The following is a 25,787-nucleotide window of genomic DNA, read 5'->3' on the forward strand; positions in this document are numbered from 1 at the left end:
GGGAGGGCTCAGGACCGCTGTCACCAGCGCACCCCGAAGGACTCGGCCGCCTCCACGCCCGAGCGGCACCCGTCCTCGTGGAAGCCCCAGCCGAGGTGGGCGCCCGCGAAGGCGAGGCGGTCGCCGCCGGCGTCGCGGAGCCGGGCGGCTGCCTCGACGGCGTCCTGCGTGAAGATCGGGTGGTCGTAGGACATCCGCGCCGTGACGAGCGAATCGTCCACGGTGCCTGCGGGGTTGAGCGTCACCACGTGGTCGTCGCCGTCGGTGATGCCGTGCAGCCGGTTCATCCAGTAGCTCACGGTGACGTCGGGCGCCGGGGCGTCGCAGGCGTGCATCCGGTAGTTCCACGAGGCCTTGGCCTGCTGCGGCTTCGGCAGCACCGACGAGTCGCGGTGCAGCCAGGTCTCGTTGCGGGAGTAGGTGATCGCCGAGAGGTCGCGCTTCTCGTCGGGCGATGCGTCGGCGAGCAGGTCGAGGGCCTGGTCGGCATGGGTGGCGACGACCGCGCGGTCGAACGTCGTGGTGTGGCCACCGGCGACGAGGACGTCGACCCCGTCGTCGTGCCTGGCCACTGCGGTCACGCGGCTCTCCTTGCGCACGTCGGGCAGGCGCTCGACGAGCCGGTCGACGTAGGTCGCCGACCCGCCGGTGACGGTGCGCCACGTGGGCGACCCCGTCACCGTCAGCATGCCGTGGTGGTCGAGGAACCGGAAGAGGTGGCGCGCCGGGTAGGACGACGCGTCGAGGTCACCGCACGACCAGACGCAGGCCACGAGCGGGATGGCGAAGTGCCGGACGAAGTAGGTCGAGAAGCGGTGCTGCGCCAGGAACTCACCCCACGTCGGGTGCTGCGACTCGTCGTCGAGCAGGGCGCGAGCCGCTCGGTGGAAGCGCGGCACGTCGGCGAGCATGCGGATGAACCGCGGGTCGGCGAGCCGCCGGCGCTGGGCGAACATCCCCTTGGGACCGCGCCCGCCGGCATACGAGAGCCCGCAGCCCTGGCAGGTGATGCTCATGCTCATCTCGGTCGGCTGGGTCGGCACGTCGAGCTCGCGGAAGAGCCGGAGCAGGTGCGGGTAGGTGTTCTCGTTGTGGACGATGAAGCCGCTGTCGATGCGCAGCGCCCCGTCACGACCGGGCACGTCGTGGGTGTGCGCGTGGCCGCCGAGGCGCGCGTCGCTCTCGAAGAGGGTCACGTCGTGGGTCGCGCTGAGCACGTGCGCCGCGGTGAGGCCGGAGACTCCGGCGCCGATCACCGCAGCGGTGGGTCGGATGGGGCGGGTAGGGCGAGTCACCGAGGGCCTCCTGGCTGATGGGTCCCGGGTGGTTCGGCGCGGCGCCCCGACCGGATTGCGCACGGACGCGACTGCGGCGACGTGGTGCGTTGTCCATCCTTCGTCCACACCGTAGAGTGGCTGTTCAAGGTCTGTCAAAGGTTTGGGAGTAGGCATGGTCATCGTGCGCACCGTCACCGTCGAGCACCCCGTCGACCGTGTCTTCGCCTATCTGTCCGACTTCACCAACACCAACGACTGGGACCCCGGCACCGTCCACACCGAGCGCGTCGCCGGCGAGGGCGGGGTCGGCACGCGGTACCACAACACCTCGAAGTTCCTCGGCCGCGAGACCGAGCTCGACTACCTCGTCACCGAGCACGTGCCCGACGAGAAGCTCGCCCTGCGCGGCGAGAACGCCACCGTCGTGGCCCACGACACCATGACCTTCGTGCGCACCGTGCTGGGCAACGGCGGCGCCACCGGGAGCCCCGGCAGTGGCACGGGCACCACCGTCACCTACCGTGCCGAGTTCGAGTTCAAGGGCGTGGCCAAGCTCGTCGCACCGCTCTTCGCGCCCGCCTTCAAGAAGCTCGGCGACGAGGCCGAGCAGGGCCTGCGCCAGGCGCTGGGGCAGCTGGCCTAGCCGATGTACACCATCAAACGTGCAGCGGAGCTGACGGGGATCAGCGTCGCCACGCTCCGCGCCTGGGAGCGGCGCTACGGCGTCGTGAGCCCCAAGCGCTCCGACGGCGGCTACCGCCTCTACGGCGCCGAGGACGTGCGCGCCCTCGCGATCATGAACTCCCTCGTCAACGAGGGCTGGTCGGCGCGCGAGGCCGCGGCCGAGACGCTGCGGCGGCTGTCGTCGAGCGATGCCACGAGCAAGGACGGCCGCGAGCACGCCCACGCGGTTCCGCGCCGCGTGGCCCCCCTTCGGCCGGGCAGCCGCTACCAGTCCGAGGACGCCGAGGCGTTCATCCGTGCCGCCGAGCGCCTCGACAGCGCGTCGGCGTCGGCGGTGCTCGACGCCCGCTTCGGCCTCGGCACCTTCGAGCACGTCGTCGACGACTGGCTGATGCCGACGCTCAAGCTCGTCGGCGAGGAGTGGGCGCACGGCCGCCTCACCGTGGCCGGTGAGCACCTCGTCTCGTATGCCGTGCAGCGTCGCCTCGCGGCCGCCTACGAGGCCGCGTCGGGCCGGGCCGACGGGCCGACCCTGCTCATCGGTCTCCCACCCGGCGCCCGGCACGAGCTGGGCCTGCTCGCCTTCGCCGTGGCCGCCCGTCGCGCCGGCTTCGCCACCGTCTACGTCGGGGCCGACCTGCCCGCCGAGGAGTGGGTGCGTGCCATCGAGGCGCGCCGGGCGGCCGGCATGGTCATGGCGGTTCCCCGCCACGTCGACATCGCCGCGGCCCGCAAGATCGTCGAGACGGTCAACCGCAGCCACCCCGAGGTCGTCATCGGGCTCGGCGGCAGCCAGCAGGACGACATCGCCGGCGGCTGCGTGCACCTCGGCCACTCGATCACGGTGGCCGTCGGCGAGATGTCGCGGCGCCTGCGCGTTCCTGCCTGACGTGCGCGTCCTCATCCTCGGGGGCACGGGCGAGGCCCGGGCGCTCGCCGCCGCACTCGTCGAGCGGGGCCTCGACGTCGTGTCCAGCCTCGCCGGCCGGGTCAGCGCCCCCGCCCTGCCCGTCGGCACGGTGCGAGTCGGTGGCTTCGGGGGAGTCGACGGCCTCGCCGAGCACCTCGTGACAGAGGGATTCGACCGTGTCGTCGACGCCACCCACCCCTTTGCGCAGCAGATCACCGCCAATGCCGTCGCCGCCACCGCGCGCGTCGGCGTTCCGCTCGTCCGGCTGCAGAGGCCGGGTTGGGCGCACCACCCCTTCGCCGACACCTTCACCTGGGTCGACGACGTCGACGCCGCCCGCACCGCCGCCGAGGGCCTCGGGCAGCGCCCCTTCCTCACCACAGGCCGGCAGCAGCTCGAGTCCTTCGCGACGTGGGACGACCGCTACGTCCTGGCCCGCGTCGTCGACCCACCCGACTGGGACGTGCCCCCCAGATGGGAGGTGCTGCGCGCCCGCGGCCCCTACCCGTATGCCGCCGAGCGCGAGCTGCTCGAGAGCCGCCGCATCGACGTGCTCCTCACCAAGGACTCCGGCGGCTCCCTGACCGAGGCCAAGCTCGCCGCCGCCCACGACGTCGGCGTCCCGGTGGTGGTCGTGCGCAGGCCCGCCGTGCCCACGTGCGTGCTCGTCGTCGAGTCGGTCGCCCACGCTCTCGACCACGTCGTCGCGGCGCGCGCCCTGAAACGCACCTGACGGCATACGTCCTCGCGTACGTTCGATCGCGTGACGGCGGTGCAGCGGGAGCGGGCGCTGTGGGAGCGGCTGCTCCCCGGGATCGCCGTGCTGCGCGACTACGACAAGGTGTGGCTGCGCGGCGACGTGCTCGGCGGCATCACGGTCGCCGCCTACCTCGTGCCCCAGGTGCTCGCGTACGCCGAGGTCGCCGGCCTCCCCGCCGTCACCGGGCTCTGGGCGGTGGGGCCGAGCCTGCTCGTCTACGCGCTGCTCGGCTCGTCCAGGCAGCTCTCGGTCGGGCCCGAGTCGACGACCGCGCTCATGACGGCCGCCGGCGTCGGCGCGCTCGTCACGGCGGCGGGCGGCGTGGCGATGCGGCAGGAGACGGCGGCGCTGCTCGCGATCGCCGTCGGGCTCATCTGCGTCGTCGGCTTCCTCACCCGCCTGGGCTTCCTCTCCGACCTGCTGTCCAAGCCGGTGCTCGTCGGCTACATGGCCGGCATCGCCGCGCTCATGATCGTCAGCCAGATCGGCAAGGTCACCGGGATCCACGTGCAGGGCGACTCGTTCGTCCAGGAGCTCGCGTATGCCGTCACCCACCTGGGCGCGACGCACCTGCCGACGCTGTTGCTGGCGCTGGTGGTGCTCGTCTTGCTCCTCGGCTTCCAGCGGCTCCGGCCCACCTGGCCCGGGCCGCTCATGGCGATGCTCGCGGCGACCCTCGTCGTCGCGGTGTTCGGACTCGTCGACCGCGCCGGCGTCTCGGTCGTCGGTGACGTGCCGCGTGGGCTGCCGGCGGTCCGCCTGCCCGACCTCGGCAGCGTCGACGTCTGGCGGCTGCTGCCGGCGGCCCTGGGCATCGCCGTCGTCGCCTACTCCGACAACGTGCTCACCGGCCGGGCCTTCGGGGCGCGCCACCGCGAGCGCATCGACAGCAACCAGGAGTTCCTCGCCCTCGGCGGGGCCAACGTGGCGACCGGACTGCTGCAGGGCTTCCCGGTCAGCTCGAGCGGCAGCCGCACCGTCATCGCCGACGCGATGGGCGCCCGCACGCAGCTGCACTCGCTCGTCTCGCTCGGCCTCGTCGTCGCGACCCTGCTGTGGCTCGGGCCCCTCATCGGCGCGTTCCCGACCGCGGCGCTCGGCGCCGTCGTCGTCTACGCGGCGATCCGGCTCGTCGACATCCCGGAGATGCGGCGCATCGCGGCGTTCCGTCGCAGCGAGCTCGTGCTGGCGCTCTCGACGACGGTCGCGGTGCTGCTCTTCGGCGTGCTGCCGGGCATCGGCGCCGCCATCGCGCTGTCGGTGCTCGACCTGCTGCGCCGCATCCGGCACCCGCACGACGGCGTGCTCGGCTACGTTCCCGACGTCGCCGGGATGCACGACATCGACGACCACCCGAACGCCGTCCAGGTGCCCGGCCTCGTCGTCTACCGCTACGACTCACCGCTCTTCTTCGCCAACGCCGACGACTTCACGACCCGAGCCATGCAGGTGGTCGACGAAGCCCAGCAGCGCGGCGAGGTGTCGTGGTTCCTGCTCAACGCCGAGGCCAACACCGAAGTCGACCTCACGGCCGTCGACGCCCTCGAGTCGCTCCGCGCGAACCTCGAGCGCCGGCGGATCGTGTTCGCCATGGCGCGCGTCAAGGAGGACCTGAGGGTCTCGCTCGAGGCCGGGGGCTTCGTCGAGCGGGTAGGCGCCGGTCTGATCTTCCCCACCCTGCCGACCGCCGTCGCCGCGTATGCCACCTGGTACCAACACGAGCACGGCTCGCCCCCGCCGGGGCTGCGCATCCCACCCGTGCCGCCGCAACCGAGGGCCGACGCCTAGCCTTGCAGGCATGAGCGAAGAGCCCTTCGGCGCCGATCGGCCCACCGTCGTGGGCCTGCACGTGGCGAAGGCTCGCCGGCTGCCGACGCGTTCGGTCGAGAGCGTCGAGGCCGAGGCGGGAGCCGGGCTCGTCGGCGACCGCTACCACGGCAGCAAGCACCGGCACGTGACCGTGCAGTCAGCGGTCGACCTCGCGGCCGCAGGAGGCGACCTCGGCCGACCCGTCGAGCCAGGCCTGACGCGCCGCAACGTCACGATCTCCGGTGGAACCATCCCGACCAAGCCCGGCACCCGGATCACCATCGGCGACGTCGAGCTCGAGGTGGTGCGGGTCGCGGCGCCGTGCCGGCTGCTCGACGACAACCTCGGCCCGGGCGCCGCGCGGGCGCTGCACGCCAGGGCCGGCACGGTGTTCCGGCTGCTCAGCTCCGGAACCCTCCACCTCGGCGACGAGGTCGACCTCCACCTCGATCGAGAGAACACTCCGTAACCCGCGGCGGCGCGCGACCCGAGCGCATCCACCCAATCGAGAGAACGCTCCGTAACCACCCGCCCGGGCCTTTACCCATCGAGTGCTCAGTTCCCGACGCCGTGACCCGTCGGAAAGTGGGCACTCGACTGTTGGAAAGTGGGCACTCGATCATCGAGTGCCCAGGGTTCCCAATCGAGAGAACACTCCGTACGCACCCTCGCCCGCGCCTCACCATCGAGTGCTCAGTTTCCAACGCCGTGACCCGTCGGAAAGTGGGCACTCGATCGTCGAGTGCCCACTTTCGAGCGGATCAGAGCGCGGGTGCTGGTGTGCGAGAGGTGATGGCGAGCTCGTCGGCCACGAACGTCGCGAACGCGGCCCCCAGCGGCATGTCCGACATCCCCTCGACGAAGAGGAACTGGCCCTGCGGGTTCACCTCGAGGAAGACCGGGTGCCCGTCTGGGCGGACCTTGAGGTCGAAGACCCCCATCCTCAGGCCCAGGCGTCGGGTCACCTCGCGCACGGCGTCGGAAAGCCGGTGCTCGAGCTCGACCGGCTCGACGACCATGTCGTTCGCGAGGCGCCAGTCCAGCTCGGCGCTGCTGATCCGGGCGGCGTGCACGGAGTCGCCGAAGACCATGACGCGCAGGTGGTCGGTGCCCGGAACCTCCTCCTGGTAGACGGTCGCCGAGACGGTGATCTCCGCATCGTCCTCGAGGGAGTCCAAGGTCACCCGACCGGCCTGCAGGGACGTCCCCAACAACCCGGTCAGGGTCTTCGCGATGACGGTGCCCCCATGGGCGCGGGTGAAGTCGCGCACGTCTGCCGGGTCGGAGCTGACCAGTGTGCGGGGCACCGTGAGGCCTACGGCTCGGGCGACGCTGAGCTGGAGAAGCTTGTTCTGGGCCCGCTCGGTCGCGTACGGGTCGCTGATCCACGTCCCCGAGAAGCCCGCGAGGAGCGTTCCCCGCAGTGCGGCGCGGTTGTCCTTGACGACGAGCTTGCGCAGCTGGGTGTCGGTGACCGCATCAGGCACCGTGGGCCGGCCGTGGCAGCGGCGCCACCACACGAGGTCCAGGTCGCGGACCGCGACCGTGCCGCCGCCTTCGGTCGGCAGCGTGTGTTCCGGGCCGTCCACGTTGGCCCAGGTGAGGCCCCCGGCGGCCGAGAGACTGTCGGAGGCGATGATGGCCGCGTCGATGTCGTGTGCCTCCCGCAGGTGCTTGCGGATCACGTACGCGTGGAGGTCGCCCGCAAGGGTGACGATCGCAACTCTGGTCATGGTTCTACTCCTAGGTCAGTCGGTCGCCGGGGTGTCGGTCACTCGTCGCAGTCGTCCCAGCCGTCATCGCAGCCGGAGATCGAGCCACCGGGCCAGCTCGGTCGCATGCCGTCGGGGCCGATCACGGTCTGCTCCCAGGCGTCGAGCCGCGGCGGGTGGACGTAGCCCTCGTGGCTGCGGGTGAAGCGGGCCGACATGGGTGAGAGGTCCTTCAGGACAACTCCTCGGTACTGGCCGGGCCTCGGTGACCCGGCACCGCCCGTCAGAGGGGCTCACCCGGGGAGAGATACGGGCCGGCGGCCTTTTGAGTAGCACTACCCAGCAGGTCGCGACGGCCGGAAGGCAGCTACGTGGGCGCCATACGTGCGGAGGCCCAATCTAGAGAACGCTCCGTCGCGCGGTGACGGAGTGTTCTCTCGATCAGGGGTGAGGCGGCGGGGTGAGCCTGCGGTGGCGTGAGCGCGATGCGGCGAGGGATACGGCCAGGGCGGTGAGCAGGGCGCCTGCTGAGACGCGACGAGCGAGACGTGCGGCCAGGGCGATGTCGGCGCGCCTGGCAGCACGGCCGGTGCCGAGGGTGCCGCGGTGCTCGACCACCCCGTCATAGGTGTTGGAACCCCCGAGGCGGACGCCGAGGACGCCGGCGAAGGCCGCCTCGACGACGCCGCCGTTCGGGCTCGGGTGTGCCGGCGCGTCACGCCGGATGGCCACCCATCCTGCGGCGGCGCGAGACCGCGTCGGTGCGGCGGCCAGGGCAAGGGCGCCGGCCACCCGGGCCGGCGCCCAGTTGGCGAGGTCGTCGAGCCGCGCTGCCGCCCAACCGAACTCGGCATAGCGCTCGTTGCGATGGCCGACCATGGCATCCAGCGTGTTGACCGCGCGGTAGCCGAGCAGCCCCGGCACGCCGAGGAGCCCACCCCACAGCAGTGGTGCCACGACGGCGTCTGAGGTGTTCTCGGCGAGGGACTCGATGCAGGCGCGGGCCACCTCGTCGGCATCGAGGCCGCACGTCTCGCGCCCGACGAGGTTGCGCACCTGGGTACGAGCAGCCGATAGATCGTCGCGTCGGAGCTGGCCGTCGATGGCGTCGGCCTCGCGGATGAGCGACCGCCCGCCGAGCACGGCCCAGGTCGCCGCGGCGGTCAGGAGCGTGTGGGCCGCCCCGTTCCTTCGCACCGACCGTTCGGCGACAGCAGCCAGAGCGGCCGTGGAACCGACGAGCACGGCGACGTGGGTGACCCCTCGAGCGCGCCGAGTGGCATACGTGCGCCTCTCGAGCACCGTTGCGGCGGAACCGAACCCGGCAACCGGATGCCAGCGACGGGGATCGCCGAAGGCCTGGTCGAGGAGGAAGCCGAGCGCCAGTCCGAGGGACCGGCTCATCGGAGCACGTCGAGCGCGGCGACGTCGCCGATGACGACGACCGCGGGCGCGCCGAGTCCTTCACGGGCTGACGTGGCAGCGATCTCGGTCAGGGACGCACGCGCCGTGCGCATGCTCGGCAGTCCCGCATCGGCGACGACGGCGGCCGGCGTCTGTGGCGACAGTCCTTCCGCCACAAGGGTTTCGGCGATGGCTCCCAGCGTTGCTACCCCCATGAGGATGACGATCGTCGTCCTGCTGCGGGCGACGGCGCCCCAGTCGAGGGTGCTGCGGTCGTCACCCGGGGGCACGTGACCGCTGACCACCGTGAAGCCCTGGACCAGCGCGCGATGCGTCACCGGTATGCCTGCGAGCGCCGGCGCAGCGATGCTCGACGAGATGCCGGGGATGACGGTGACGGGGATGGCGCGGGCGGTGCAGGCCTCGGCCTCCTCACCCCCTCGACCGAAGACGAAGTTGTCACCGCCCTTGAACCGCAGCACATTCCGTCCGGCGAGGGCGTGCTCGACGATGACGTCGTTGATGCGCTCCTGGGGGGTGAAGTCGCCGCGGGGGATCTTGCCCACGTCGATGACCACGACGTCGTCGCGGGCGTGGCGCAGGGCACTGAGCGGGGCGAGGCGGTCGTGCACGATGACGTCGGCGCGGCGGATCGCCTCGATGCCCGCGACGGTCAGCAGGCCGGGGTCGCCGAGCCCCCCGCCGAGCAGCGTCACCGACCCGATCGCGAGCCCGGTGGCAGCCGCGGCGGGCAGGTCGGCCGTGGTCGGCGCCGTCGAGACGTCCGCCCGGAGCACCACGTCGTATGCCGTCGGGTCGGCGGCCGCGTCGAGCGTGACGAGCCCGCGCTCGGCGAGGTCGCGCAACGACGTCGGCAGGTCGTCGAGGTGCGCCGCGACGGTGACCCGGGCCCCGTCGCGCAGCAGCGCGTGCACGGTGGCGACCGAGTGGGGCACCACCCGGGCGAGCAGGACCGACAGCCCGGCGAAGCTCAGTTCAGGCGACACGGCGCAACCTCCCCAGCTCGGCGAACGCGGCAGCGACGGCCCGCGACGTCTCAGGGTCTCGCACGGCGAGGCGGACCCACGAGTGCCCGAGCCCCGGGAAGGTCTCGCCGCGCCGGACGGCGAAGCCGAGGTCGGCCAGCTCCTCCCTCACCGAGGTGGTGCCGAGGGGACTGGTGTCGACGAGCACGAAGGGGGCGTCGGATGGGGCGGCGGTACGGAGCCCGACGGCAGCCAGCGCACGGACGAGCACGTCGCGGTCGGCGGCGATCGTCATGGCGCCGGCCTCGGCCTCGGCAACGGCACGCCCCGAGAGGCAGGCCACGGTGGCGGCCACGGCCGGGGTCGACACTGACCACGGGGGCTGCACGGCGCGCAGGGCGGCGACGACGACGGGGTCACCGACGACGTACCCAGCCCTCAGGCCCGCGAGGCCCCACGTCTTCGTCAGCGAACGGACGATGAGCAGGCCCTCGAGGTCGGGGCCGATGACCGACTCGGGTTCGCCCGGCACGGCGTCCATGAAGGCCTCGTCGACGACGACCAGGCGGCCCGGTGCGCGCAGCGAATGCAGGTGGGCGGCAGGGTGGAGCACGCCGGTCGGGTTCGTCGGGTTGCCGACGACGACAAGGTCGGCCTGCGCGTGCACGCCCCCGGAGGCGAAGGCACGGGGGTCGAGCCGAAACCCGTTCTCGCGCGACAGAACGCAGCGCCCGACGGCGTGACCGGCAGCAGCCAGCGCGGCCTCGGGCTCGGTGAACTGGGGGTGCACCACGACCGGGCGCGAGGTGCGTGCGGCGCGGGCCACGAGCGTGAACGCCTCCGCGCCCCCCGCTGTCGACAGCACGCAGGCCGGGTCGACCCCGTGTCGCGCAGCGATGGCCTCGACCGCAGGAGCCGTGTCGGGATAGCGGCCCAAGTCGTGCAGCGAGGCGGCGATGACGTCGGCGAGCCACGGCGGTGGCGCCGGCAGGCGCACGTTGACGGCGAGGTCGACCAGACCCGGCGCGACGTCGCGGTCGCCGTGGTGGTGCAGGTCGACGCTCACGACGCGTGCCTCGAGGAGCGAGCCGAGGCGGCATACGCGTGGACGGCGTCGGCGAAGTGTGCCGCGAGGTGCGGGTGTCCGGCCCAGTGGGTGTGGAGGTACGACGCGTGAAGGGTCGCCCGACCGGTGCCGGCGGGGTCGAGCGCGAAGCCGTCGGGGGCTCCGTCCAGGAGCCAGGCCGCAGCCGTGGCGGAGCGGCCGTCGTCGGCGCTGATCGTCGTGCGATGGAACTCGTGGCCGGTGACGCGGGTGCCCGGCACCCCCAGCACGGAGTCGCCGGGCGCCACGGCCGTGCGGTAGCCCAGGGCCAGGCGCGGACCCATGGACCCGACGCCGGGGATCACGCCCACCATCTCGKAGCCGTCGACGGAGGCGCTGAGGTAGAGCATGCCCGCGCACTCGGCGACGGTCGGCAGACCTGCCTGCACCGAGCGTCGGATGTCTTCTCGCAGTGAGGAGTTCGCCGACAGGCCCTCGGCGTGGACCTCGGGGAACCCGCCTCCGAGGTAGAGGCCTGCGGTGCCTGCCGGGAGGCGCGGCGCCGACAGCGGGTCGAACACCACCGGCTCGAGACCCGCCGCGCGCAGCAGCTCGTCGGTCTCGGCGTAGCGGAACGTGAAGGCTCGCCCGCCGGCGACGGCGACGACGGGCCGGCGGCTGCGCGAGCCGACGGCATCCGGGCGAGCCGCGTCACCGAGCGCAGTCGAGGCATCCCACGGGGTCACCTCGAGGTCGGCCGCCGAGCGCGCGATGGACATGACGTGGTCGAGGTCGACGTGCTCGGCGACGCGGTCGGCGAGCAGCGAGATGGACTCGACGGCCTCGTCGCGCTCGGCGGCCGGCACGAGACCGAGGTGCCGCGACGGCGCCTCGATGCCGGCTTCGCGGGGCAGCACGCCGAGCACGGGCACGCCCGTGGCGTCGAGGGCCGACCACACCTCACGAATGTGCCGCCCGGACGCCGCCTTGTTGAGCACGACGCCGGCCACCCGGACGCCGGGCTCGAAGGTGGCCAGGCCGTGGACGATCGCGGCGGCCGTGCGCGTCATGTGGCTGACGTCGAGTGCGAGGACGATCGGGGTGCGGGTGAGCGACGCGACGTGAGCGGTCGAGGCGTAGCCGTCGCCGCCGATGCGGCCGTCGAAGAGGCCCATGACCCCCTCGATCACGGCCACGTCGGTGGGGCCGTCGGCCGTCGCGCCGTGGACGAGCATCGGCGCCACCAGGGTCTGGCTGGTGAGGAACGGGTCGAGGTTGCGGCCGGGCCGGCCCGTGGCGAGGGAGTGATAGCCCGGGTCGATGAAGTCCGGCCCGACCTTGAAGCCGGCGACCCCGAGCCCACGCGCGCGCAGGGCGGCCATGAGCCCAGTGGCGAGGGTCGTCTTGCCGTGGCCCGAGCCGGGCGCCGAGACCACGAGCCGCGGCAGCACCGTGCCGGTCGCCTCCTGCGGGAGGTCGGTTGCCCTGGGCAGCCGACCGAGCGCCGCTCCGAGCGCGCCGTCGAGGGCCGCGTCGAAGGCGGTCACCACTCGATCCCCCGCTGGCCCTTCTGGCCGGCGTCGAAGGGGTGCTTGACCTTGGTCATCTCGGTCACGAGGTCGGCGAGGTCGACGACTGCCTGCGGGCAGCGCCGCCCGGTGATGACGACGTGCTGGTGGCCCGGCCGGTCGCGAAGGGTGGCCACGACGTCCTCGACATCGATCCAGCCCCACGCCATCGGGTAGGTGAACTCGTCGAGCACGTAGACGCCGTGCGTCTCGGCCGCGAGCCGGCGCTTGATCTCTGCCCAGCCCTCACGAGCCGTCTCGGCGTGGTCGTCGTCGGTGCCCTCCTTGCGGGTCCACGACCAGCCGGCGCCCATCTTGTGCCACTCCATCGGCCCGCCGCGGCCGGTCTCGCGGTGCAGCTCGCCGAGGGTCTCGACAGCGGTCTGCTCGCCGATGCGCCACTTGGCGCTCTTGACGAACTGGAACACCCCGACCGACCAGCCCTGGTTCCAGCCGCGCAGCGCGAGCCCGAAAGCCGCCGTCGACTTCCCCTTGCCGTCGCCGGTGTGGACGATGAGCAACGGCCGGTTGCGGCGCTGGCGGGTGGTGAGTCCGTMGGCCGGGACCGTGGTCGGCTGGCCCTGCATCAGGCGGCCCTCCCCGTGGTGGAACGGATCGCACGCGCCGCGCCGACGATCGCCGAGGCCGCGAGCTCGCCGACCGGCAGGTGCTCGGCGCCGAGCTGCTCGGCCAGGCGGACGGCGAGGCCCAACCGGAACCGTCCGGTCTCGCAGTCGAGCACTACCGACTCCACGCCTTCATGGCGCAGCCGGGCAGCCACACGACCCGAGCGGCCAAGAGCGTCAAGGCCGCTCGTGGCCCGGCCGTCGGTGACGACGACCAGCAGCGCCCTACGGTTCGGGTCTCGCAGCCGTTCGACGCGAAGCGTCTCGTATGCCGTCTCGAGCCCTTCCGCCAGGGGCGTCCGCCCGCCGTGGGGGAGGTCGCGCAGCCGGCGCGCGGCGATGTCGACCGACCCGGTCGGGGGCAGGGTGAGGTCGGCGGCGGCGCCACGGAAGGTCACGAGACCGACCTTGTCACGGCGCTGGTAGGCGTCGAGCAGCAGCGACAGGACGGCCGACTTCACGGCCTCCATGCGCCGGCGCGCGGCCATCGAGCCGGAGGCGTCGACGCAGAGCAGCACGAGGTTGGACTCGCGCCCCTGGAGCACCGACCGGCGCAGGTCACCGGGAAGCACCCGGAGCCGAGCCCTCGCGGTTGCCCGGCTCGCTGCCGCGCGGATCGTCGCGGGCAGGTGGACGGGGCCGGTGGGGCGGGTCGTCGAGCCGACCCGACGGCCAGAGCTCGTGATGGCGACCGAGCGACGGCCCGGGTCGCCGTGCCCGACTCCCTTGGCGCGCAACAGACGTGCGCGGTAGGGCTCCTCGGCGGCGCTCACCCCTGCGGCGGGCGAGCCGGCGGGAGCCGGAGACCCCGGCTCGGACTCGCCGGACTCGCCGGACTCGTCGGACTCGTCGGGCTGGTGGTCAGCTCGCTGCGGTTCGGGGTTGCGGTCGTCCTCGCTCGCCGCGCCGTCCCTGCCCGGGTTCGGCTCCGACGGGCTCGGCCGCGCCTCGCCGTCACCGGCCGCGGAGGTCGGCTCCTGCTCGTCGACGTCGCCCGGGTCCAGATCAGGCTCGGGTTCGGGCTCGTCGCCGAGCAGTCGGTCGAGCAGGTCCTCGTCGAGGCCGGGGGAGTCGAAGGGGTTGCGCCGGCGGCGGTGCGGCAGGGCGAGGCGGGCGGCAGCGCGCACGTCGGCGACCGTCACCGTCGCGCGTCCCGCCCACGCGGCATGGGCGACGGCGGCGCGGGCGGTGACGATGTCGGCGCGCAGGCCGTCCACCTCGAAGCCGGCGCACACGGTGGCGATCCGGGTCAGCATGTCGTCAGTCAGGGTCACCTCGCCGACCCGGGACCGGGCGTCGGCGATGCGGGCGCGCAGCGCCTGCTGGTCGGCCTCGAACCGTGCCACGAACGCTGCCGGATGGGCGTCGAACGCGAGCCGGCGGCGTACGACCTCGGCGCGCAGCGCGGGCTCTCGCGGCGCAGCGACCTCGACGGTCAGCCCGAACCGGTCGAGCAGCTGCGGGCGCAGCTCGCCCTCCTCGGGGTTCATCGTTCCGACGAGCACGACGCGGGCCGCGTGCGAGACGGAGACGCCGTCGCGCTCGACGGTGTTGCGTCCCATCGCGGCCGCGTCGAGCAGCAGGTCGACGAGGTGGTCGTGCAGCAGGTTGACCTCATCGACGTAGAGGATGCCGCGGTTGGCGGCGGCGAGCAGGCCCGGTTGGTATGCCGTCTCGCCGCGTCCCAGCGCGCGCTCGAGGTCCAGCGACCCGACGACGCGGTCCTCGGTGGCACCGATGGGCAGCTCGACGAGCCGGGCCGGGCGAGTGTGGACCGGCGCGGTCTGGTCGTGGGGCCCGTCGGGGCAGCCGGCACCCGCGCCGCCATCGGGCGCGCAGCCGAAACGACAGCCGGCCACGACCTGTTGCTGCGGCATGACCGCGGCCAGGCCGCGCACCATCGTCGACTTCGCGGTGCCCTTCTCGCCGCGCACGAGCACGCCGCCGACGTCGGGCGAGACGGCCGTGAGCACGAGCGCCAGGGCGAGGTCGTCAGACCCGACGACTGCCGAGAAGGGGAAGGTGACGGGGCGGTCAGCCGCGCCGTCACCGAGGTGGTTGGTGCCGTCGTTCGTGCCGTCGCGCATGTGGCTGCGAGCCTCCTGCGGGTGCCGCGCCCGCGTCGGTGGACCGGACGCGCCCGGCGGGTGCGCCCAGCGACGGGAGATGCCCTGGCTTCCCGCGACCGTCAGGTCAGGGGTTCACAGTGGCGGGACCGCTCCGGACTTGCACCGGATTCCTCTCCCAGTCGCCACGCGCAGTCTGCCACGTCGGGGCACGGTCGCGCGGGACGGGTCACGCGGAACGGTCACGCGGAACGGGCCACGGCCCTCGGGTCGAGGTCGTCCGGGAGCACGGCGACGACGGCCCGCCACAGCTCCGTCGTGGCGACGGGCACGAGCACCGGACCGTGCTCGTCGGCCTCGACCCGCAGCAGGCCGGCGTCGGTGTCGAACCAGGCGAGCCGGCGGGCGACCGTGCGGCTGTCGTCGACGAAGGTGACGTCGACGAGGGCGAGGTGCCAGCTGCCGGCGCGGACCGCCGCCGCGGCGCCCGGCCACGGCGTCAGGAGCTCCGCGAGGGCCTCGACACCGAACGCCCGCGCAGCGGACGAGCTCGACGCGAGGTCGTCGAGGACGGCCTCGTCGACAGCGGCCGACCCGGCGGACAGGCGCGGCCGCGGGGCGATGCGGGTGATGCGGGCGATCGACTCAGGCACGAACTCGGCCCCGACAGCGGCGAAGTCGTACGTGCCGTCGCCGAGGTCGGTGAGCAGGGCGACGTCGTCCGAGAGGTAGCCGTGGTGGAGCCGCACGTCGTCGGGCCCGGCCACGAGCACCTGCAACGAGGCGATCGAGCCGGCGACGGCCGCGACGGCCTGTCGGAGCAGTGGGTGCGGCGCCCCGTCGAGCACGGCGCCGGCGTCGACGAGGCGTCCGAGCGTGGTGTCGCACGGGTCGACCGCGTCGCTCGAGAGCTCGGCGAGCGTGATGAAGGCCTCGGCGTCGAGTCGTAGGATGCCGCTCGTGGGGTCGAACTCGACGCTCATGCGGGCACGCGCCCCGGCACGTCGTCGGGCACGCAGCCGGCCTCGCGCACGACGAGGCTCGAGGCGACCCTGTCGATGAGCGGCGCCAGCTCGGTGAGCCGCAGCGTGCCGACGTTCGCCGTGAGGGTGACGCCCAAGCCGTCGACCACCGTCGACCACGACTCCGTCGTCACCGACTCGCGGGCGGGTGTCGAGTGCGTCGTGAGGCGACGGGAGCCGGCGTGGCCGCCGACGCCTAGCTGCTCGTGGTCGAGCAGCAGGTGGTCCGCGACCTCCTCGTCGTGGCGCATGATCTGTCGCTGCCAGTCGCCGAGCGGCCCGTCGACCGGGCCGGCCGTGAGCACGAAGTTGGTGCGGAAGAGCCCGGCGCGGTCCGGTTCGAGGGCGGCGACGACGCCGGCGTCCTCGGACAGCACGATGGTCTCCCAGTCGGCAGGCACGTCGAAGGTGGCGCTGCCGCCGCGCGCGCAGACGGTCGTCAGCTGCGTCGTCGGGACGCGGCCGGAGTCCGTGCGGGCATCAGTCATGGTTGGGTCTTCCTCCCCTGTGGTGGCGTGGTCGGACGGCATCCCCGACGATCCCCTGACGCCGTGCGATAGCCCATGATGGGGCCGAGAGGCCGCGCGGATGGCCGGAACGGGCAGATCCGTTTGTCGATCGTTCGTCGCGCTAGGGTCGCCGCTGTGATCGACCGAGCCCCTGACGTGCCGATCGAGGTCGTGGGCGTCGGCGCTGCCGGTCTCGGCACGCTCGCTGGCGACGCGCGGCGCCTTCTCGACGAGGCGGAGGTCGTCGTCGGAGGCGACCGTCACCTCGCGATGGTCGACCCGCGCCCCGACGTCCGGCTCGTGCCGTGGCCGTCGCCACTGCTTCCAGGCCTGCGCGACCTCCTCGACGAGGTGGCGGGTCGGCGCGTCGTGGTGCTCGCGAGCGGTGACCCCCACGTGTCGGGCATCGGGTCGACCCTCGTGCGCGAGCTCGGGACCGAGGCCGTACGCGTGCACCCCGCGGTCTCGTCGGTCGCGCTGGCCCGCGCCCGCATGGGCTGGGCCGCCGAGGACTGCGACGTCGTGACCCTCGTCGGACGCGACGTGGACCGGCTGCGCCGGCACCTCGCGCCACGGGCCAGGCTCGTCGTGCTGACCTCGGGCGAGAACGCTCCCGCCCGCGTCGCGGCCCTGCTCGTCGAGGAGGGGTATGCCGGCAGCTGCATCACCGTGCTCGGTGACCTCGGGTCGCGGGCGGAGTCGCGCACCGACGGCGTGGCCGCATCGTGGGACGGCCGTCCCGCCCCTCGGTTGCACCTCGTCTGCGTCGAGTGCTCGACCGAACCCGCCACGCGCCCGCGGTCCCTGGTGCCGGGACTGCCCGAGACGGCATACGACCACGACGGCCAGCTGACGAAGCGTGTCGTCCGAGCGGCAGCGCTCGCCCACCTGGCGCCGCAGCCCGGCGACGTCATGTGGGACCTCGGGGCCGGTGCGGGTTCGGTGGGCATCGAGTTCGCCCGGCAGCACCCGCGCAACGAGGTGCACGCCGTCGAGCGCGACCCTGGTCGGGCCGAGCGGGTGCGACGGAACGCGCGCTCGCTGGGTGTGCCCGGAGTCCACGTCGTCGAGTCGACGTCGTCGGACGCCATTGCTTCGCTGCCTCGACCGGATGCCGTCTTCGTCGGAGGTGGCGCCACGGCCGGGCTGCTCGAGGCGTGCTGGTCGGCGCTCGCCCCGGGTGGGCGCCTCGTCGTGCACGGCGTCACGGTGGAGACCGAGCTGCTGCTGCACGACGCGCGCCGACGCCTGGGGGGCACGATGAGCCGCATCGCGGTCGAGGACCTCGACGGCATCGGGTCGCTGCATGGCTGGAAGCCGGCCCGTTCGATCGTCCAGTGGTCCGTGGAAAAGCATGTGCTGCAAGAGGATTCGGAGGACAACGCATGACGGTGCACTTCATCGGGGCCGGGCCGGGCGCCGCCGACCTGCTCACGCTCCGGGCCGTGCGGCTCGTCGGGGCGTCCCAGGTGTGCCTCTATGCAGGGACGTACATCGGTGCCGAGGTGCTCGCGCACTGCCCGGAGGGCGCGCAGCTCGTCGACACGCAGCACCTCGACCTCGACGCCATCACTGGGCACTGCGTACAGGCCCAGGAGGCTGGGCACGACGTGGCGCGGCTCTGCTCCGGGGACCCGTCGCTCTACTCGGCCATCGCCGAGCAGACCCGGCGTCTCGACCGCGCCGGCGTGCCCTGGGACGTCACACCGGGCGTGCCCGCGTATGCCGCAGCGGCGGCCCTCATCGGGCGCGAGCTCACCGTCCCCGAGGTCGCCCAGTCCGTCGTGCTCACGCGGGCCCAGCGCGACTCGACGCTGATGCCCGCGACCGAGTCCCTCGCCCACTTCGCCCGATCGCGGGCGACGCTCGTGCTCCACCTCGCGATCCGGCGGACGCGTGAGCTGATGACGACTCTCGTCGACGACTACGGCGACGACTGTCCGGTCGTCGTCGTGGCGAACGCCGAGCAGCCCGACCAGCTGGTCCTGCGTGGCACCGTCGGCGACATCGCCGACCAGGTCGAGGCCGCTGGCCTGCGCCAGGCCGCCGTCATCCTCGTCGGGCGTGCGCTCGCCGCGCGCGACACGGACGACTTCGTCGAGTCGCATCTCTACGGGACGCGAATCGCCCGACGCGCGTAGGACCCCCGTGGCGTGGCGCCGCCTCGTGTGTCAGGATGCGAGGGCCGCAGTGCACGGGAAGTCGGTGTAATTCCGACGTGGTCCTCGCCACTGTGACCAGGGAGCAAGTCCCCACCATCGCCACTGGTGACCTCAGGTGAAGAGCCGGGTCGCTGGGAAGGCGGGGAGGCGCGACGATCTGGAAGCCAGGAGACCGGCTGCGGCGTGATCTGTCCACGAGGCATGGAAAGAAAGGGTCAATCTGCCATGGCCACTGCTGCATCCGTCGTCCCCGCCGGCACGTCCGTCGCATCCGTCAAGGTCCCCGTGTGGGCCTGGCTGCTGCTCGCGTTCGCGGTCTTCACGATCTACGTCCTGGCGCAGGAGAACGGTGCGCTGCTCAGCGCCCCTGCTGCCCAGATGCTCCACGAGCTGACGCACGACGCGCGGCACGCGCTCGGCGTCCCCTGCCACTGACATGGCGATGGGATTCGGCTCCGTGCTGCGGCGCGGAGCCCTTGCCGGCGTGCTCGCCGGCCTGGCCGCCGCGGTGGCCATCTGGCTCCTCGTCGAGCCGGTCATCCGTCGCGCGCTCGTCATCGAGGACTCCCGCTCGCTGCACGGCGGCCAGGCGGCTGGGCTGCCACTGCACGGCGGCGACGAGCCGCTCGTGTCGCGGTCCGCTCAGGTCGTGAGTGGTGCGGTCACCTCGGTGATCGTCGGCGTGGCGGTCGGCGTCATCTTCGCCGTCGTCTTCGCCCGTTTGCGCGACCGGCTGCCGGGCCGCGGCGACTTCGGCCGTTCATTGGTGCTCGCCGCGGTCGGCTTCGCTGCCGTCACGCTGCTGCCGGCGCTGAAGATCCCGGCCAACCCGCCTGCCGTCGGTGATCCGGCGACGGTCGGCCGTCGCACGACCCTGTATGCCGTCGCCGTCCTCCTCGGGGTCACGATCGCGGTCGTCGTGCCGATGGTCGACCGGTGGTTGGCCACGCGGGTGCCCGCCCCCTCGACGCGTTGGGCTCTCGACGTCGTCGCGACCGTGGTGCTCGTCGGGCTCGTGCTCGCCCTCGTGCCGGGCACCCCAGACCAGGTGCCCGCCGATGTGCCGGCCGCGGTGATCTGGGACTTCCGGCTCGCCTCGCTCGCGGCGCTCGGCGTGATGTGGCTGACGCTCGGTCTGGCGTTCGGGCTGCTCATGGAGCGGTCCGGTGCCACCCGTCCCGAGGGCGCGCGGGCCGACGCCGGCGCGCCCGCCTCGGCGTGACGGCATACGAAAGCCCCTCTGTCGCAGCATCGCCCGACGGCACGTGCATCGTCCGCGTGTGCCGTGACTGCTGCTGCGGCACCGAGGGCAAACATCCCGGCGTCGACCACGAGGGGCTCCTCACGCGGCTCGAGGACGGGACCCGGGGCCGCGCGCGAGTGATGCGCTGCGCCTGCCTGCTCGCGTGCGACGAGTCCAACGTCGTCGTCGTGACGCCCTCGCCCGCCGGCCGGCGGGCGGGGGCGCGACCGGTCTGGCTGCGCGCGGTCCTCGACGAGGCGACGACCGACGCGGTCAGCGAGTGGGTGGGCCGGGGTGGGCCGGGCGTCGCCGAGGTCCCGCAGGCACTGGTGCCACGGGTGCTCGCACCGAGTGGGCTCGCGCTCGAGTGGGCGCCCGCCTGAGCGTTGACGAAGACCCCGCCGAAGGCGACCGCGAAGCCGATGAAGCCCTGCGCGAGGATCAGGGTCAGCAGCGGAAGCAGCCCGAGGACCTGTTGCGCCGCCGGCGTTTCCGGCCCCGTCGGGTACTCCCGGTCATCGACGACGAGGGCCGGGTAGGCGCGGTTCAGGCCCGCCTTGACCTTGGCCTCGACCGGACCGGCCACACCCCGGGAGGTTGAGGTCTGCGAAGGCCATGGTGCGGACCTTCGCAGAGCCGACAACGGCAGTGTCAGATCTCGGCGCGCACGTCGAGACCGATGCCGATGACGTCGCCGTCCTCGATGTCCTCGGCTCGGCGCACGGCGCTCTTGAGCGGCACGATGTAGCCGCCGTCCTTGGGCCACAACGAGGTTGACCACTCGGTGTGCCCGACGCGGGCGGTCACCGGGATCATGCCCCAGCCGTAGCTGACGTGGGCGACGTCGTGTAGGGCCTCGGCCTCGGGCTCGGGCACGCGCACGAAGTAGTACGGCTGGGGGCCGCGCCACTGGTAGACGGCGCCCTCGAAGTCGAGCTGCATGCGGCTCACACGGTCCATCGCGTCGCGCCGCCGGGCAACGTCGTCGCGAGGGCTGTCGTGCTCGTCGCCTCGATGCGGTAGACCCACCACGGCGGCGGGCCGGCCGACGGCGCGCTGAAGTCGGCGGTGAGGGCGATGCCGCTCTCGTCGACCCGGCACGGCCAGTCGACGGCCCAGAGGGCAGCGACCTTCGCGACCACGTCGGGGTCGATGACGCGGGACGCCGATCCCTCGACGACGAGGTCGTGACCGTCGAGGGCGACGCTGAGCGCGCAGCGCGGGTCGTGGTCGAGGTTGCGGGCCTTACGGGTCCCGGGGCCGGTCTCGAACCAGAAGGCGCCGTCGACCCACAGCGCCCCGATTCCTGTGACGTGCGGGCTGCCGTCGGGGTTCGTCGTGCTGAGCCAGCAGGTGTGGCGGTCGGGGCCGCCCGTGCCCGGTGCCTGGCTGAAGCCGGCGTCGAGCTCGGCAGTGACGTCCGACCAGTCGAGGTTCGCGAGGTCGTACCGCGTGGCGAGGTTCGTGGCCTTCATGTCGCCCACGGTAGGCAGGTTCGAGTGCGCCGTGCGTGGGACACGACAACCTTGGTTCCCTCGCGGCCCGGTGCGCGTTGGCACGTCCGGGCACGCGGCCTGGGTCCGGCGTCGCGGTCATGAACCCTCGTCGCCCGGTTCTGCTGCGACTCCGTGGCTCGGTCCACGGTGGCTGCGCCTCGTCGTGGGTGTGCTGCTGGTGCTGTTGGGGGCCGCGCTGGTGCTCAGGCCATTCACGTCGCTCGCAGTGCTGGTCGTGCTGCTCGTGGCGTCCCTGACCGTCGCCGGCGTCGGGGAGCTGTTGCGTCGCGATCCCGACCACGGCGCATGGCGTCGGGTCCGGGGCGCGGCCCACCTGCTGGCCGCAAACCTCGGCACCGTCACCGCAAAGCGAGCTCTTCGCGAGCTTCGTCGTCGCGGCCTACAGCGTGGTCTACCCCGACCGGCGGGCCTCGGACGTCGTGCGACCGGGGGCCTGCATCCTCACCGAGGAGATGGGCTCACGATGCCTCGCCGAGAAGCGCGTCCTCGTGTCCGTGCTCACCGCACTGACGCTGGACAAGACCATCTGGTCCGGCAACCCCGACAACGGCGCGTTCGGCCGCAGGCTGCGCGAGAACATCCCGTCGGCCCGATCCCGGCGCCGCTGCTGGTCGGTCAGGGCGCGAGCGACTCCCTCGTCCTCCCGACGGTGCAGGCCGGTTACGTCAAGGCACAGGCACGCTGTGAGGCCGGCTACCAGGTCGACTACCGAACGTATGCCGGCCGAGGCCACGTCGAGCTCGTCGAACGGGACTCGCCGGCCGTCCCGGAGCTCCTCGGCTGGACCACCGACCGCTTCGAGGGCAAACCGGTCGCCGACACCTGCTGACCTCCGGGCGGGCTGTCGCATCGGGGTCTTCGGGCGACTGCCCTCAGCGGACGAAGCGAGGCGTCCAGACCTGGCCGGTGTCGGTGACCCGGGTGCCGCTCGCGCACACCATGACGAGGCACTTCATGTCGATGGTCGCCGGGTCGAGGGCCGCGAGGGTCGTGACGGTGAGGGACTCCTCGGCGCGGCCGACGTCGCGCCCGACGACCACGACGGTGTCGCCCGGTCGTTCCTCGAGCAGGACCTCTCGGGCCCGGGCGACCTGCTCGGTCCGGCTGCGCGAGGCGGGGTTGTAGAGCGCGATGACGAGGTCGGCGGCGGCCGCGGCGCGCAGGCGGCGCTCGACGACCTCCCACGGCTTGAGCCGGTCGGACAGCGACATGATCGCGAAGTCGCCGCCGAGCGGAGCGCCGGCTCGGGCCGCGACGGCCTGGGCGGCGGTGACGCCGGGGATCACGCGCACCGGCACGTCGGCGTAGCCGTGGGTCTCAGCGGCCTCGAAGACGGCGGAGGCCATGCCGAAGACGCCGGCATCGCCACCGGAGACCACGGCGACCCGTTCACCCTTGCGGCCCAGCTCGAGGGCGTCGCACGCCCGGTCGACCTCGACGGTGTTGCCCGACGCGTGGCGCGTCAGGCCCTCTCGCTGTGGCACCCGGTTGACGTATGGCGCGTAGCCGACGACGTGGCCCACCGCGGCGAGAGCAGCGGACGCCTCTGGTGTGAGCCACCGGTCAGGGCCAGGACCGAGGCCGATGACCACCACCTCACCGCGGGCGGGATCCGACGGGACGCCTTGTACGGCAACGCGGTCCGTGGTCTTGGCGCCGCTTGACGACGCGGCTCGGCCTGCGGCGTCGGCGCGAAGGTCCTTGCCGGGGACGACGACCATCGACATGTAGGGCACGGTCGAGGCGTCGACGTCGGCGACGGGCAGCACGCGCTCGGCCTCGGAGCTCGCCCGCTCGACGTAGCGCGCCTCGTCGAGGCGACCCGCCTGCCGCAGGGCCTCGCGCACGTTCTCGAAGGTGCGCCCGAGCTTCATGACCACGGCGGCCTCGGTGTCGGCGAGCCGACGGGCGAGCTCGGGAACCGGGAGCGTGCCGGGGAGGATGGTGAGCACGTCCTCGTGGCGGCAGAGGCCGGTCGCGACGGCCGCGGCGCTGCCGCTCACCGACGTCACTCCGGGCACGACCGCCGTGTCGTAGCGGTCGGCGAGCCGGTCGTGGAGATACATGTACGTGCCGTAGAAGAGCGGGTCGCCCTCGGCGATGACCACGACGTTGAAGCCCGAGTCCAAGTGTGCTGCAAGGCGATTCGCCGACTCGTCGTAGAAGTCGGCCATGAGCCCGTGGTAGCCGAGCGGGTGGTCGGTCGAGCCGGTCGTCACCGGGTAGACGAGCAGCTCCTCGACGACGCCGTCCCGGAAGTACGTCTCCGCGATGCGGCGGGCGATGGAGTCCCCGCGCGGCCCGCTGTGGAAGGCGACGACGTCGGCCTCGCCGATGAGTCGGGCGGCCTTGACGGTGACGAGCTCAGGGTCGCCGGGGCCGACCCCGACTCCACGGAGCCAGCCCTTCACAGCTCCTCCTCACGGGCGAGCGCGTTGACGGCGGACGCGGCGAGGGCCGACCCTCCGCGGCGGCCGTGGACGACGAGCCACGGGATGTCGAAGGGGTTCGCGGCGAGGGCGACCTTCGACTCCGCCGACCCGATGAAGCCGACCGGGATGCCGATGATCGCGGCCGGTCGCGGTCCGCCGTCGCCGATCGACTCGAGCAGGTGGAAGAGTGCTGTCGGTGCGTTGCCGATGGCGACGACGGCACCGTCGAGGCGCTCGCCCCAGAGAGACACCGCGGCAGCGGATCTCGTGGTGCCCCAAGCCTTTGCGAGGGCGGGGACGCGCTCGTCACGCAATGTGCAGACGACCTCGTTGTCCCGCGGCAGCCTGGCCCGGGCGATGCCCGAGGCGATCATGTGTGCGTCGGTGAGGATCGGGGCGCCGGACCTCAGGGCCTCGCGTGCGGACGTGACGAGCCGCGGGTGGACGGAGATGTGCTCGGTCAGGCCGACGTCGCCGCTCGCGTGGACCATGCGCACGGCGACAACGCGGGCATCCGCGGGCAGGTGGTCGAGCCGGGCCTCGGCGCGGATCGTCGCGAACGACCGGCGGTAGATCTCGGCGCCATCGGTCTCGTACGCGTACCTCCGCGTAGGCGCCGTCAGTTCCCGGGTGCTCACGTCCATGACCTCTCCGTCCCTCCAGTCGAGTGCCCACTTCCCGACGCACCAAGCCCCGTCGAGTGCCCAGTTCCCGACGGGCGTGGCCCCGTCGAGTGCCCAGTTCCCGACGGGCGTGGCCCCGTCGAGTGCCCACTTCCCAACGGGCCTGGCCCCGTCGAGTGCCCACTTCCCGACGGGCCTGGCCCCGTCGAGTGCTCAGTTCCCGGCGGTCGGGAAGTGGGCACTCGACTTTGGGGGCCGGTGTGAGCTGCTCCCTGGTGTGGGGAAGTGGGCACTCGACTTTGGGGGGTGGCGTGGATGGTGGCGAGGGCCGCGTCGACGGTCGGTGGCGTGAGGAGGTCGACGTATGCCGTCGCGGGGGTGCCGCAGCGACGCTCGCACCCGCTGATGTGGACGGGCAGCGCGCCGGGTGGCAGGTCGGGCGCGATGGCGTGCGCCAGCGCCTGGGTGTCGACGGCCGAGCGTCGGCACCCGGGCAGGCCGGTGCAGGCGTGGAGCCGGTGCCACGGTGAGCCGTCGTGGGTGGCGAGACCCGCGGCCTCGAGCACGGGCAGGTGGCGTGCAGCGTTCTCGACGACAAGTGAGCGCCAGGGCGTCACACGTACGGCATCGGTGACCCGAGCCAGGGCATTGACGTGCTGGCGGCGCAGGAGGCCGAGCGGCACTGCCACGACGGCGTGCTCGCCGACGGCGCCGAGCGGGCGGGCGCGCGCGGGAGGCGGCGTCACGACCGCAGTCGGACCGGACCCGAGTGGCTCGGCGAGCTCGTCGACGTGCCAGGCGGTGACTCCACCCTGGGTGCGCACGGCGAACTCGTGTGCGAGCTCGAGGAGGGCCGGCACAGCCTGACCCAGAGGAACCGCCCACCCGCGCGAGGACGATCCGGCGAGCACGAAGCCGCTCTCGCGACCGGTGGCGAGGAACCCGAGGTCGAAGGTGCTGCCGATGACGTCACCGCGTCCGTCGTCGACGGCGAAGAGAAACCGGCCGCCGAGGCGCGAAAGGCCTGGGTCGGCGCAGAGGGCCTCGTCCAGGGCGGCGACGACGGGACGCACGTCACACTGCCCGGCACCGTCGAGGCCCGAGAGCGGCGACGCGACGACGTTGCGCACGAGCTCGTGGCTCGGCCGCGGCACGAGTCCGGTGGCGGTGATCGACGCCCGCACCTCGTCCGTCAAGGGATTGGGCAGGCCGCGCAGCTGGAGGGCCGCTCGGGAGGTGAGCAGGATGGACGGATCATCTTGTCCTGCAACGACATCGAGCAGCTGCGCCAGGGCGCTCACCGACACCGGCTGCCCCGCGGGACGCAGCCTGACGATCGAGCCGTCGACTGCGGTGAAGGGTCGGGCCACGCCCGGGCAGGCGTCAGCGCTGTCGCGCAGTCGGCTCCTCGGGGCGGTCACGCGGCACATCG

27 protein-coding genes, 1 pseudogene and 2 riboswitches are annotated in these 25,787 nt (G+C 73.0%); of the genes and pseudogenes, 12 read left to right on the forward strand and 16 right to left on the reverse strand.

The window, feature by feature from the left end; genetic code table 11:
* Positions 1-20 precede the first annotated feature (20 nt).
* On the reverse strand, positions 21-1,295 hold the full coding sequence (locus AC1DE0_RS08185; RefSeq protein ID WP_478099105.1) for an NAD(P)/FAD-dependent oxidoreductase: 1,275 nt from the start codon (positions 1,293-1,295) through the stop codon (positions 21-23).
* Positions 1,296-1,449: 154 nt separating this feature from the next.
* Between AC1DE0_RS08185 and AC1DE0_RS08190 the strand changes: the two genes are divergently transcribed.
* Genes AC1DE0_RS08190 through AC1DE0_RS08210 form a run of 5 tightly spaced genes read left to right on the forward strand, consistent with a single transcriptional unit; the run spans position 1,450 to position 5,909 of the window.
* Positions 1,450-1,920, forward strand: coding sequence for an SRPBCC family protein (locus AC1DE0_RS08190; RefSeq protein ID WP_478099108.1), 471 nt, complete (start codon positions 1,450-1,452; stop codon positions 1,918-1,920).
* 3 nt (positions 1,921-1,923) lie between these two features.
* A complete protein-coding gene (locus tag AC1DE0_RS08195; protein ID WP_478099110.1) occupies positions 1,924-2,850 on the forward strand; it encodes a MerR family transcriptional regulator in 927 nt (308 codons plus the stop codon).
* Between the two features lies 1 nt (position 2,851).
* Positions 2,852-3,604, forward strand: a complete 753-nt coding sequence (locus tag AC1DE0_RS08200; RefSeq protein ID WP_478099112.1) for a cobalt-precorrin-6A reductase — start codon at positions 2,852-2,854, stop codon at positions 3,602-3,604.
* A 30-nt stretch (positions 3,605-3,634) separates the two neighbouring features.
* Positions 3,635-5,419, forward strand: coding sequence for a SulP family inorganic anion transporter (locus tag AC1DE0_RS08205; protein WP_478099114.1), 1,785 nt, complete (start codon positions 3,635-3,637; stop codon positions 5,417-5,419).
* Between the two features lie 10 nt (positions 5,420-5,429).
* Positions 5,430-5,909, forward strand: a complete 480-nt coding sequence (locus AC1DE0_RS08210; protein WP_478099116.1) for an MOSC domain-containing protein — start codon at positions 5,430-5,432, stop codon at positions 5,907-5,909.
* A gap of 292 nt (positions 5,910-6,201) precedes the next feature.
* On the opposite strand, the gene AC1DE0_RS08215 is transcribed toward AC1DE0_RS08210, so the two are convergent.
* The 10 genes from AC1DE0_RS08215 to AC1DE0_RS08260 all read right to left on the reverse strand — a co-directional run bounded on the left by AC1DE0_RS08215 (position 6,202) and on the right by AC1DE0_RS08260 (position 16,357).
* Entirely contained in the window at positions 6,202-7,173 is a 972-nt protein-coding gene (locus tag AC1DE0_RS08215; protein ID WP_478099119.1) for an ATP-grasp domain-containing protein, read from the reverse strand.
* Positions 7,174-7,211: 38 nt separating this feature from the next.
* On the reverse strand, positions 7,212-7,370 hold the full coding sequence (locus AC1DE0_RS08220; protein ID WP_478099121.1) for a hypothetical protein: 159 nt from the start codon (positions 7,368-7,370) through the stop codon (positions 7,212-7,214).
* Between the two features lie 223 nt (positions 7,371-7,593).
* The gene (locus AC1DE0_RS08225; protein WP_478099125.1) at positions 7,594-8,556 is read right to left on the reverse strand and encodes a cobalamin biosynthesis protein; all 963 of its coding nucleotides are present in this window, start codon (positions 8,554-8,556) and stop codon (positions 7,594-7,596) included.
* Complete coding sequence (gene cobA, locus AC1DE0_RS08230; protein ID WP_478099129.1) at positions 8,553-9,563, reverse strand: uroporphyrinogen-III C-methyltransferase; 1,011 nt, start codon at positions 9,561-9,563, stop codon at positions 8,553-8,555. The genes AC1DE0_RS08225 and cobA overlap by 4 nt, the downstream gene beginning before the upstream one ends.
* A complete protein-coding gene (cobC, locus tag AC1DE0_RS08235) occupies positions 9,553-10,608 on the reverse strand; it encodes an Rv2231c family pyridoxal phosphate-dependent protein CobC (protein WP_478099132.1) in 1,056 nt (351 codons plus the stop codon). The genes cobA and cobC overlap by 11 nt, the downstream gene beginning before the upstream one ends.
* The gene (locus tag AC1DE0_RS08240) at positions 10,605-12,134 is read right to left on the reverse strand and encodes a cobyrinate a,c-diamide synthase (RefSeq protein ID WP_478099134.1); all 1,530 of its coding nucleotides are present in this window, start codon (positions 12,132-12,134) and stop codon (positions 10,605-10,607) included. Before AC1DE0_RS08240 ends, cobC begins: the two co-directional genes overlap by 4 nt.
* Complete coding sequence (gene cobO, locus AC1DE0_RS08245) at positions 12,131-12,742, reverse strand: cob(I)yrinic acid a,c-diamide adenosyltransferase (protein WP_478099136.1); 612 nt, start codon at positions 12,740-12,742, stop codon at positions 12,131-12,133. The genes AC1DE0_RS08240 and cobO overlap by 4 nt, the downstream gene beginning before the upstream one ends.
* The gene (locus AC1DE0_RS08250) at positions 12,742-14,868 is read right to left on the reverse strand and encodes a VWA domain-containing protein (RefSeq protein ID WP_478099138.1); all 2,127 of its coding nucleotides are present in this window, start codon (positions 14,866-14,868) and stop codon (positions 12,742-12,744) included. Before AC1DE0_RS08250 ends, cobO begins: the two co-directional genes overlap by 1 nt.
* A 57-nt stretch (positions 14,869-14,925) precedes the next feature.
* A riboswitch (cobalamin riboswitch) is annotated at positions 14,926-15,046 on the reverse strand.
* Positions 15,047-15,089: 43 nt separating this feature from the next.
* Complete coding sequence (locus AC1DE0_RS08255; protein ID WP_478099140.1) at positions 15,090-15,830, reverse strand: hypothetical protein; 741 nt, start codon at positions 15,828-15,830, stop codon at positions 15,090-15,092.
* Positions 15,827-16,357 carry a hypothetical protein gene (locus tag AC1DE0_RS08260; protein WP_478099142.1) on the reverse strand — a complete coding sequence of 177 codons (531 nt, stop codon included), beginning with the start codon at positions 16,355-16,357 and terminating at the stop codon, positions 15,827-15,829. The genes AC1DE0_RS08255 and AC1DE0_RS08260 overlap by 4 nt, the downstream gene beginning before the upstream one ends.
* Before the next feature lie 156 nt (positions 16,358-16,513).
* On the opposite strand from AC1DE0_RS08260, the gene cbiE reads away from it, so the two are divergent.
* The 5 genes from cbiE (at position 16,514) to AC1DE0_RS08285 (ending at position 20,166) form a co-directional block, all read left to right on the forward strand.
* Complete coding sequence (gene cbiE, locus AC1DE0_RS08265; RefSeq protein WP_478099144.1) at positions 16,514-17,767, forward strand: precorrin-6y C5,15-methyltransferase (decarboxylating) subunit CbiE; 1,254 nt, start codon at positions 16,514-16,516, stop codon at positions 17,765-17,767.
* Positions 17,764-18,519 carry a cobalt-precorrin-4/precorrin-4 C(11)-methyltransferase gene (locus AC1DE0_RS08270; RefSeq protein WP_478099146.1) on the forward strand — a complete coding sequence of 252 codons (756 nt, stop codon included), beginning with the start codon at positions 17,764-17,766 and terminating at the stop codon, positions 18,517-18,519. Before cbiE ends, AC1DE0_RS08270 begins: the two co-directional genes overlap by 4 nt.
* A 30-nt stretch (positions 18,520-18,549) precedes the next feature.
* A riboswitch (cobalamin riboswitch) is annotated at positions 18,550-18,735 on the forward strand.
* Between the two features lie 30 nt (positions 18,736-18,765).
* A complete protein-coding gene (locus AC1DE0_RS08275) occupies positions 18,766-18,975 on the forward strand; it encodes a CbtB domain-containing protein (RefSeq protein WP_478099148.1) in 210 nt (69 codons plus the stop codon).
* A 1-nt stretch (position 18,976) separates the two neighbouring features.
* Positions 18,977-19,762 carry a CbtA family protein gene (locus AC1DE0_RS08280; RefSeq protein ID WP_478099150.1) on the forward strand — a complete coding sequence of 262 codons (786 nt, stop codon included), beginning with the start codon at positions 18,977-18,979 and terminating at the stop codon, positions 19,760-19,762.
* 56 nt (positions 19,763-19,818) lie between these two features.
* Entirely contained in the window at positions 19,819-20,166 is a 348-nt protein-coding gene (locus AC1DE0_RS08285) for a hypothetical protein (protein WP_478099152.1), read from the forward strand.
* 268 nt (positions 20,167-20,434) lie between these two features.
* On the opposite strand, the gene AC1DE0_RS08290 is transcribed toward AC1DE0_RS08285, so the two are convergent.
* Both AC1DE0_RS08290 and AC1DE0_RS08295 read right to left on the reverse strand, forming a co-directional pair.
* Positions 20,435-20,743: a DUF1905 domain-containing protein gene (locus AC1DE0_RS08290; protein ID WP_478099154.1), complete on the reverse strand. Its 309-nt coding sequence runs from the start codon at positions 20,741-20,743 to the stop codon at positions 20,435-20,437.
* A complete protein-coding gene (locus tag AC1DE0_RS08295; RefSeq protein WP_478099156.1) occupies positions 20,731-21,258 on the reverse strand; it encodes a pyridoxamine 5'-phosphate oxidase family protein in 528 nt (175 codons plus the stop codon). Before AC1DE0_RS08295 ends, AC1DE0_RS08290 begins: the two co-directional genes overlap by 13 nt.
* On the opposite strand from AC1DE0_RS08295, the pseudogene AC1DE0_RS08300 reads away from it, so the two are divergent.
* Together AC1DE0_RS08300 and AC1DE0_RS08305 are read left to right on the forward strand one after the other, a co-directional pair.
* A pseudogene (locus AC1DE0_RS08300) lies at positions 21,257-21,592 on the forward strand (DUF308 domain-containing protein); the annotation flags it as partial. The gene AC1DE0_RS08295 and the pseudogene AC1DE0_RS08300 sit on opposite strands and share 2 nt — an antisense overlap.
* 357 nt (positions 21,593-21,949) lie before the next feature.
* Positions 21,950-22,129 carry a hypothetical protein gene (locus tag AC1DE0_RS08305; protein WP_478099578.1) on the forward strand — a complete coding sequence of 60 codons (180 nt, stop codon included), beginning with the start codon at positions 21,950-21,952 and terminating at the stop codon, positions 22,127-22,129.
* A gap of 43 nt (positions 22,130-22,172) precedes the next feature.
* On the opposite strand, the gene AC1DE0_RS08310 is transcribed toward AC1DE0_RS08305, so the two are convergent.
* Genes AC1DE0_RS08310 through AC1DE0_RS08320 form a run of 3 tightly spaced genes read right to left on the reverse strand, consistent with a single transcriptional unit; the run spans position 22,173 to position 25,776 of the window.
* The gene (locus AC1DE0_RS08310) at positions 22,173-23,711 is read right to left on the reverse strand and encodes a precorrin-2 C(20)-methyltransferase (protein WP_478099157.1); all 1,539 of its coding nucleotides are present in this window, start codon (positions 23,709-23,711) and stop codon (positions 22,173-22,175) included.
* Entirely contained in the window at positions 23,708-24,370 is a 663-nt protein-coding gene (locus tag AC1DE0_RS08315) for a precorrin-8X methylmutase (protein ID WP_478099160.1), read from the reverse strand. Before AC1DE0_RS08315 ends, AC1DE0_RS08310 begins: the two co-directional genes overlap by 4 nt.
* Positions 24,367-25,776 carry a precorrin-3B synthase gene (locus AC1DE0_RS08320; RefSeq protein WP_478099165.1) on the reverse strand — a complete coding sequence of 470 codons (1,410 nt, stop codon included), beginning with the start codon at positions 25,774-25,776 and terminating at the stop codon, positions 24,367-24,369. Before AC1DE0_RS08320 ends, AC1DE0_RS08315 begins: the two co-directional genes overlap by 4 nt.
* Positions 25,777-25,787 lie beyond the last annotated feature (11 nt).

Source organism: Terrabacter sp. 05T424, from assembly GCF_056396225.1.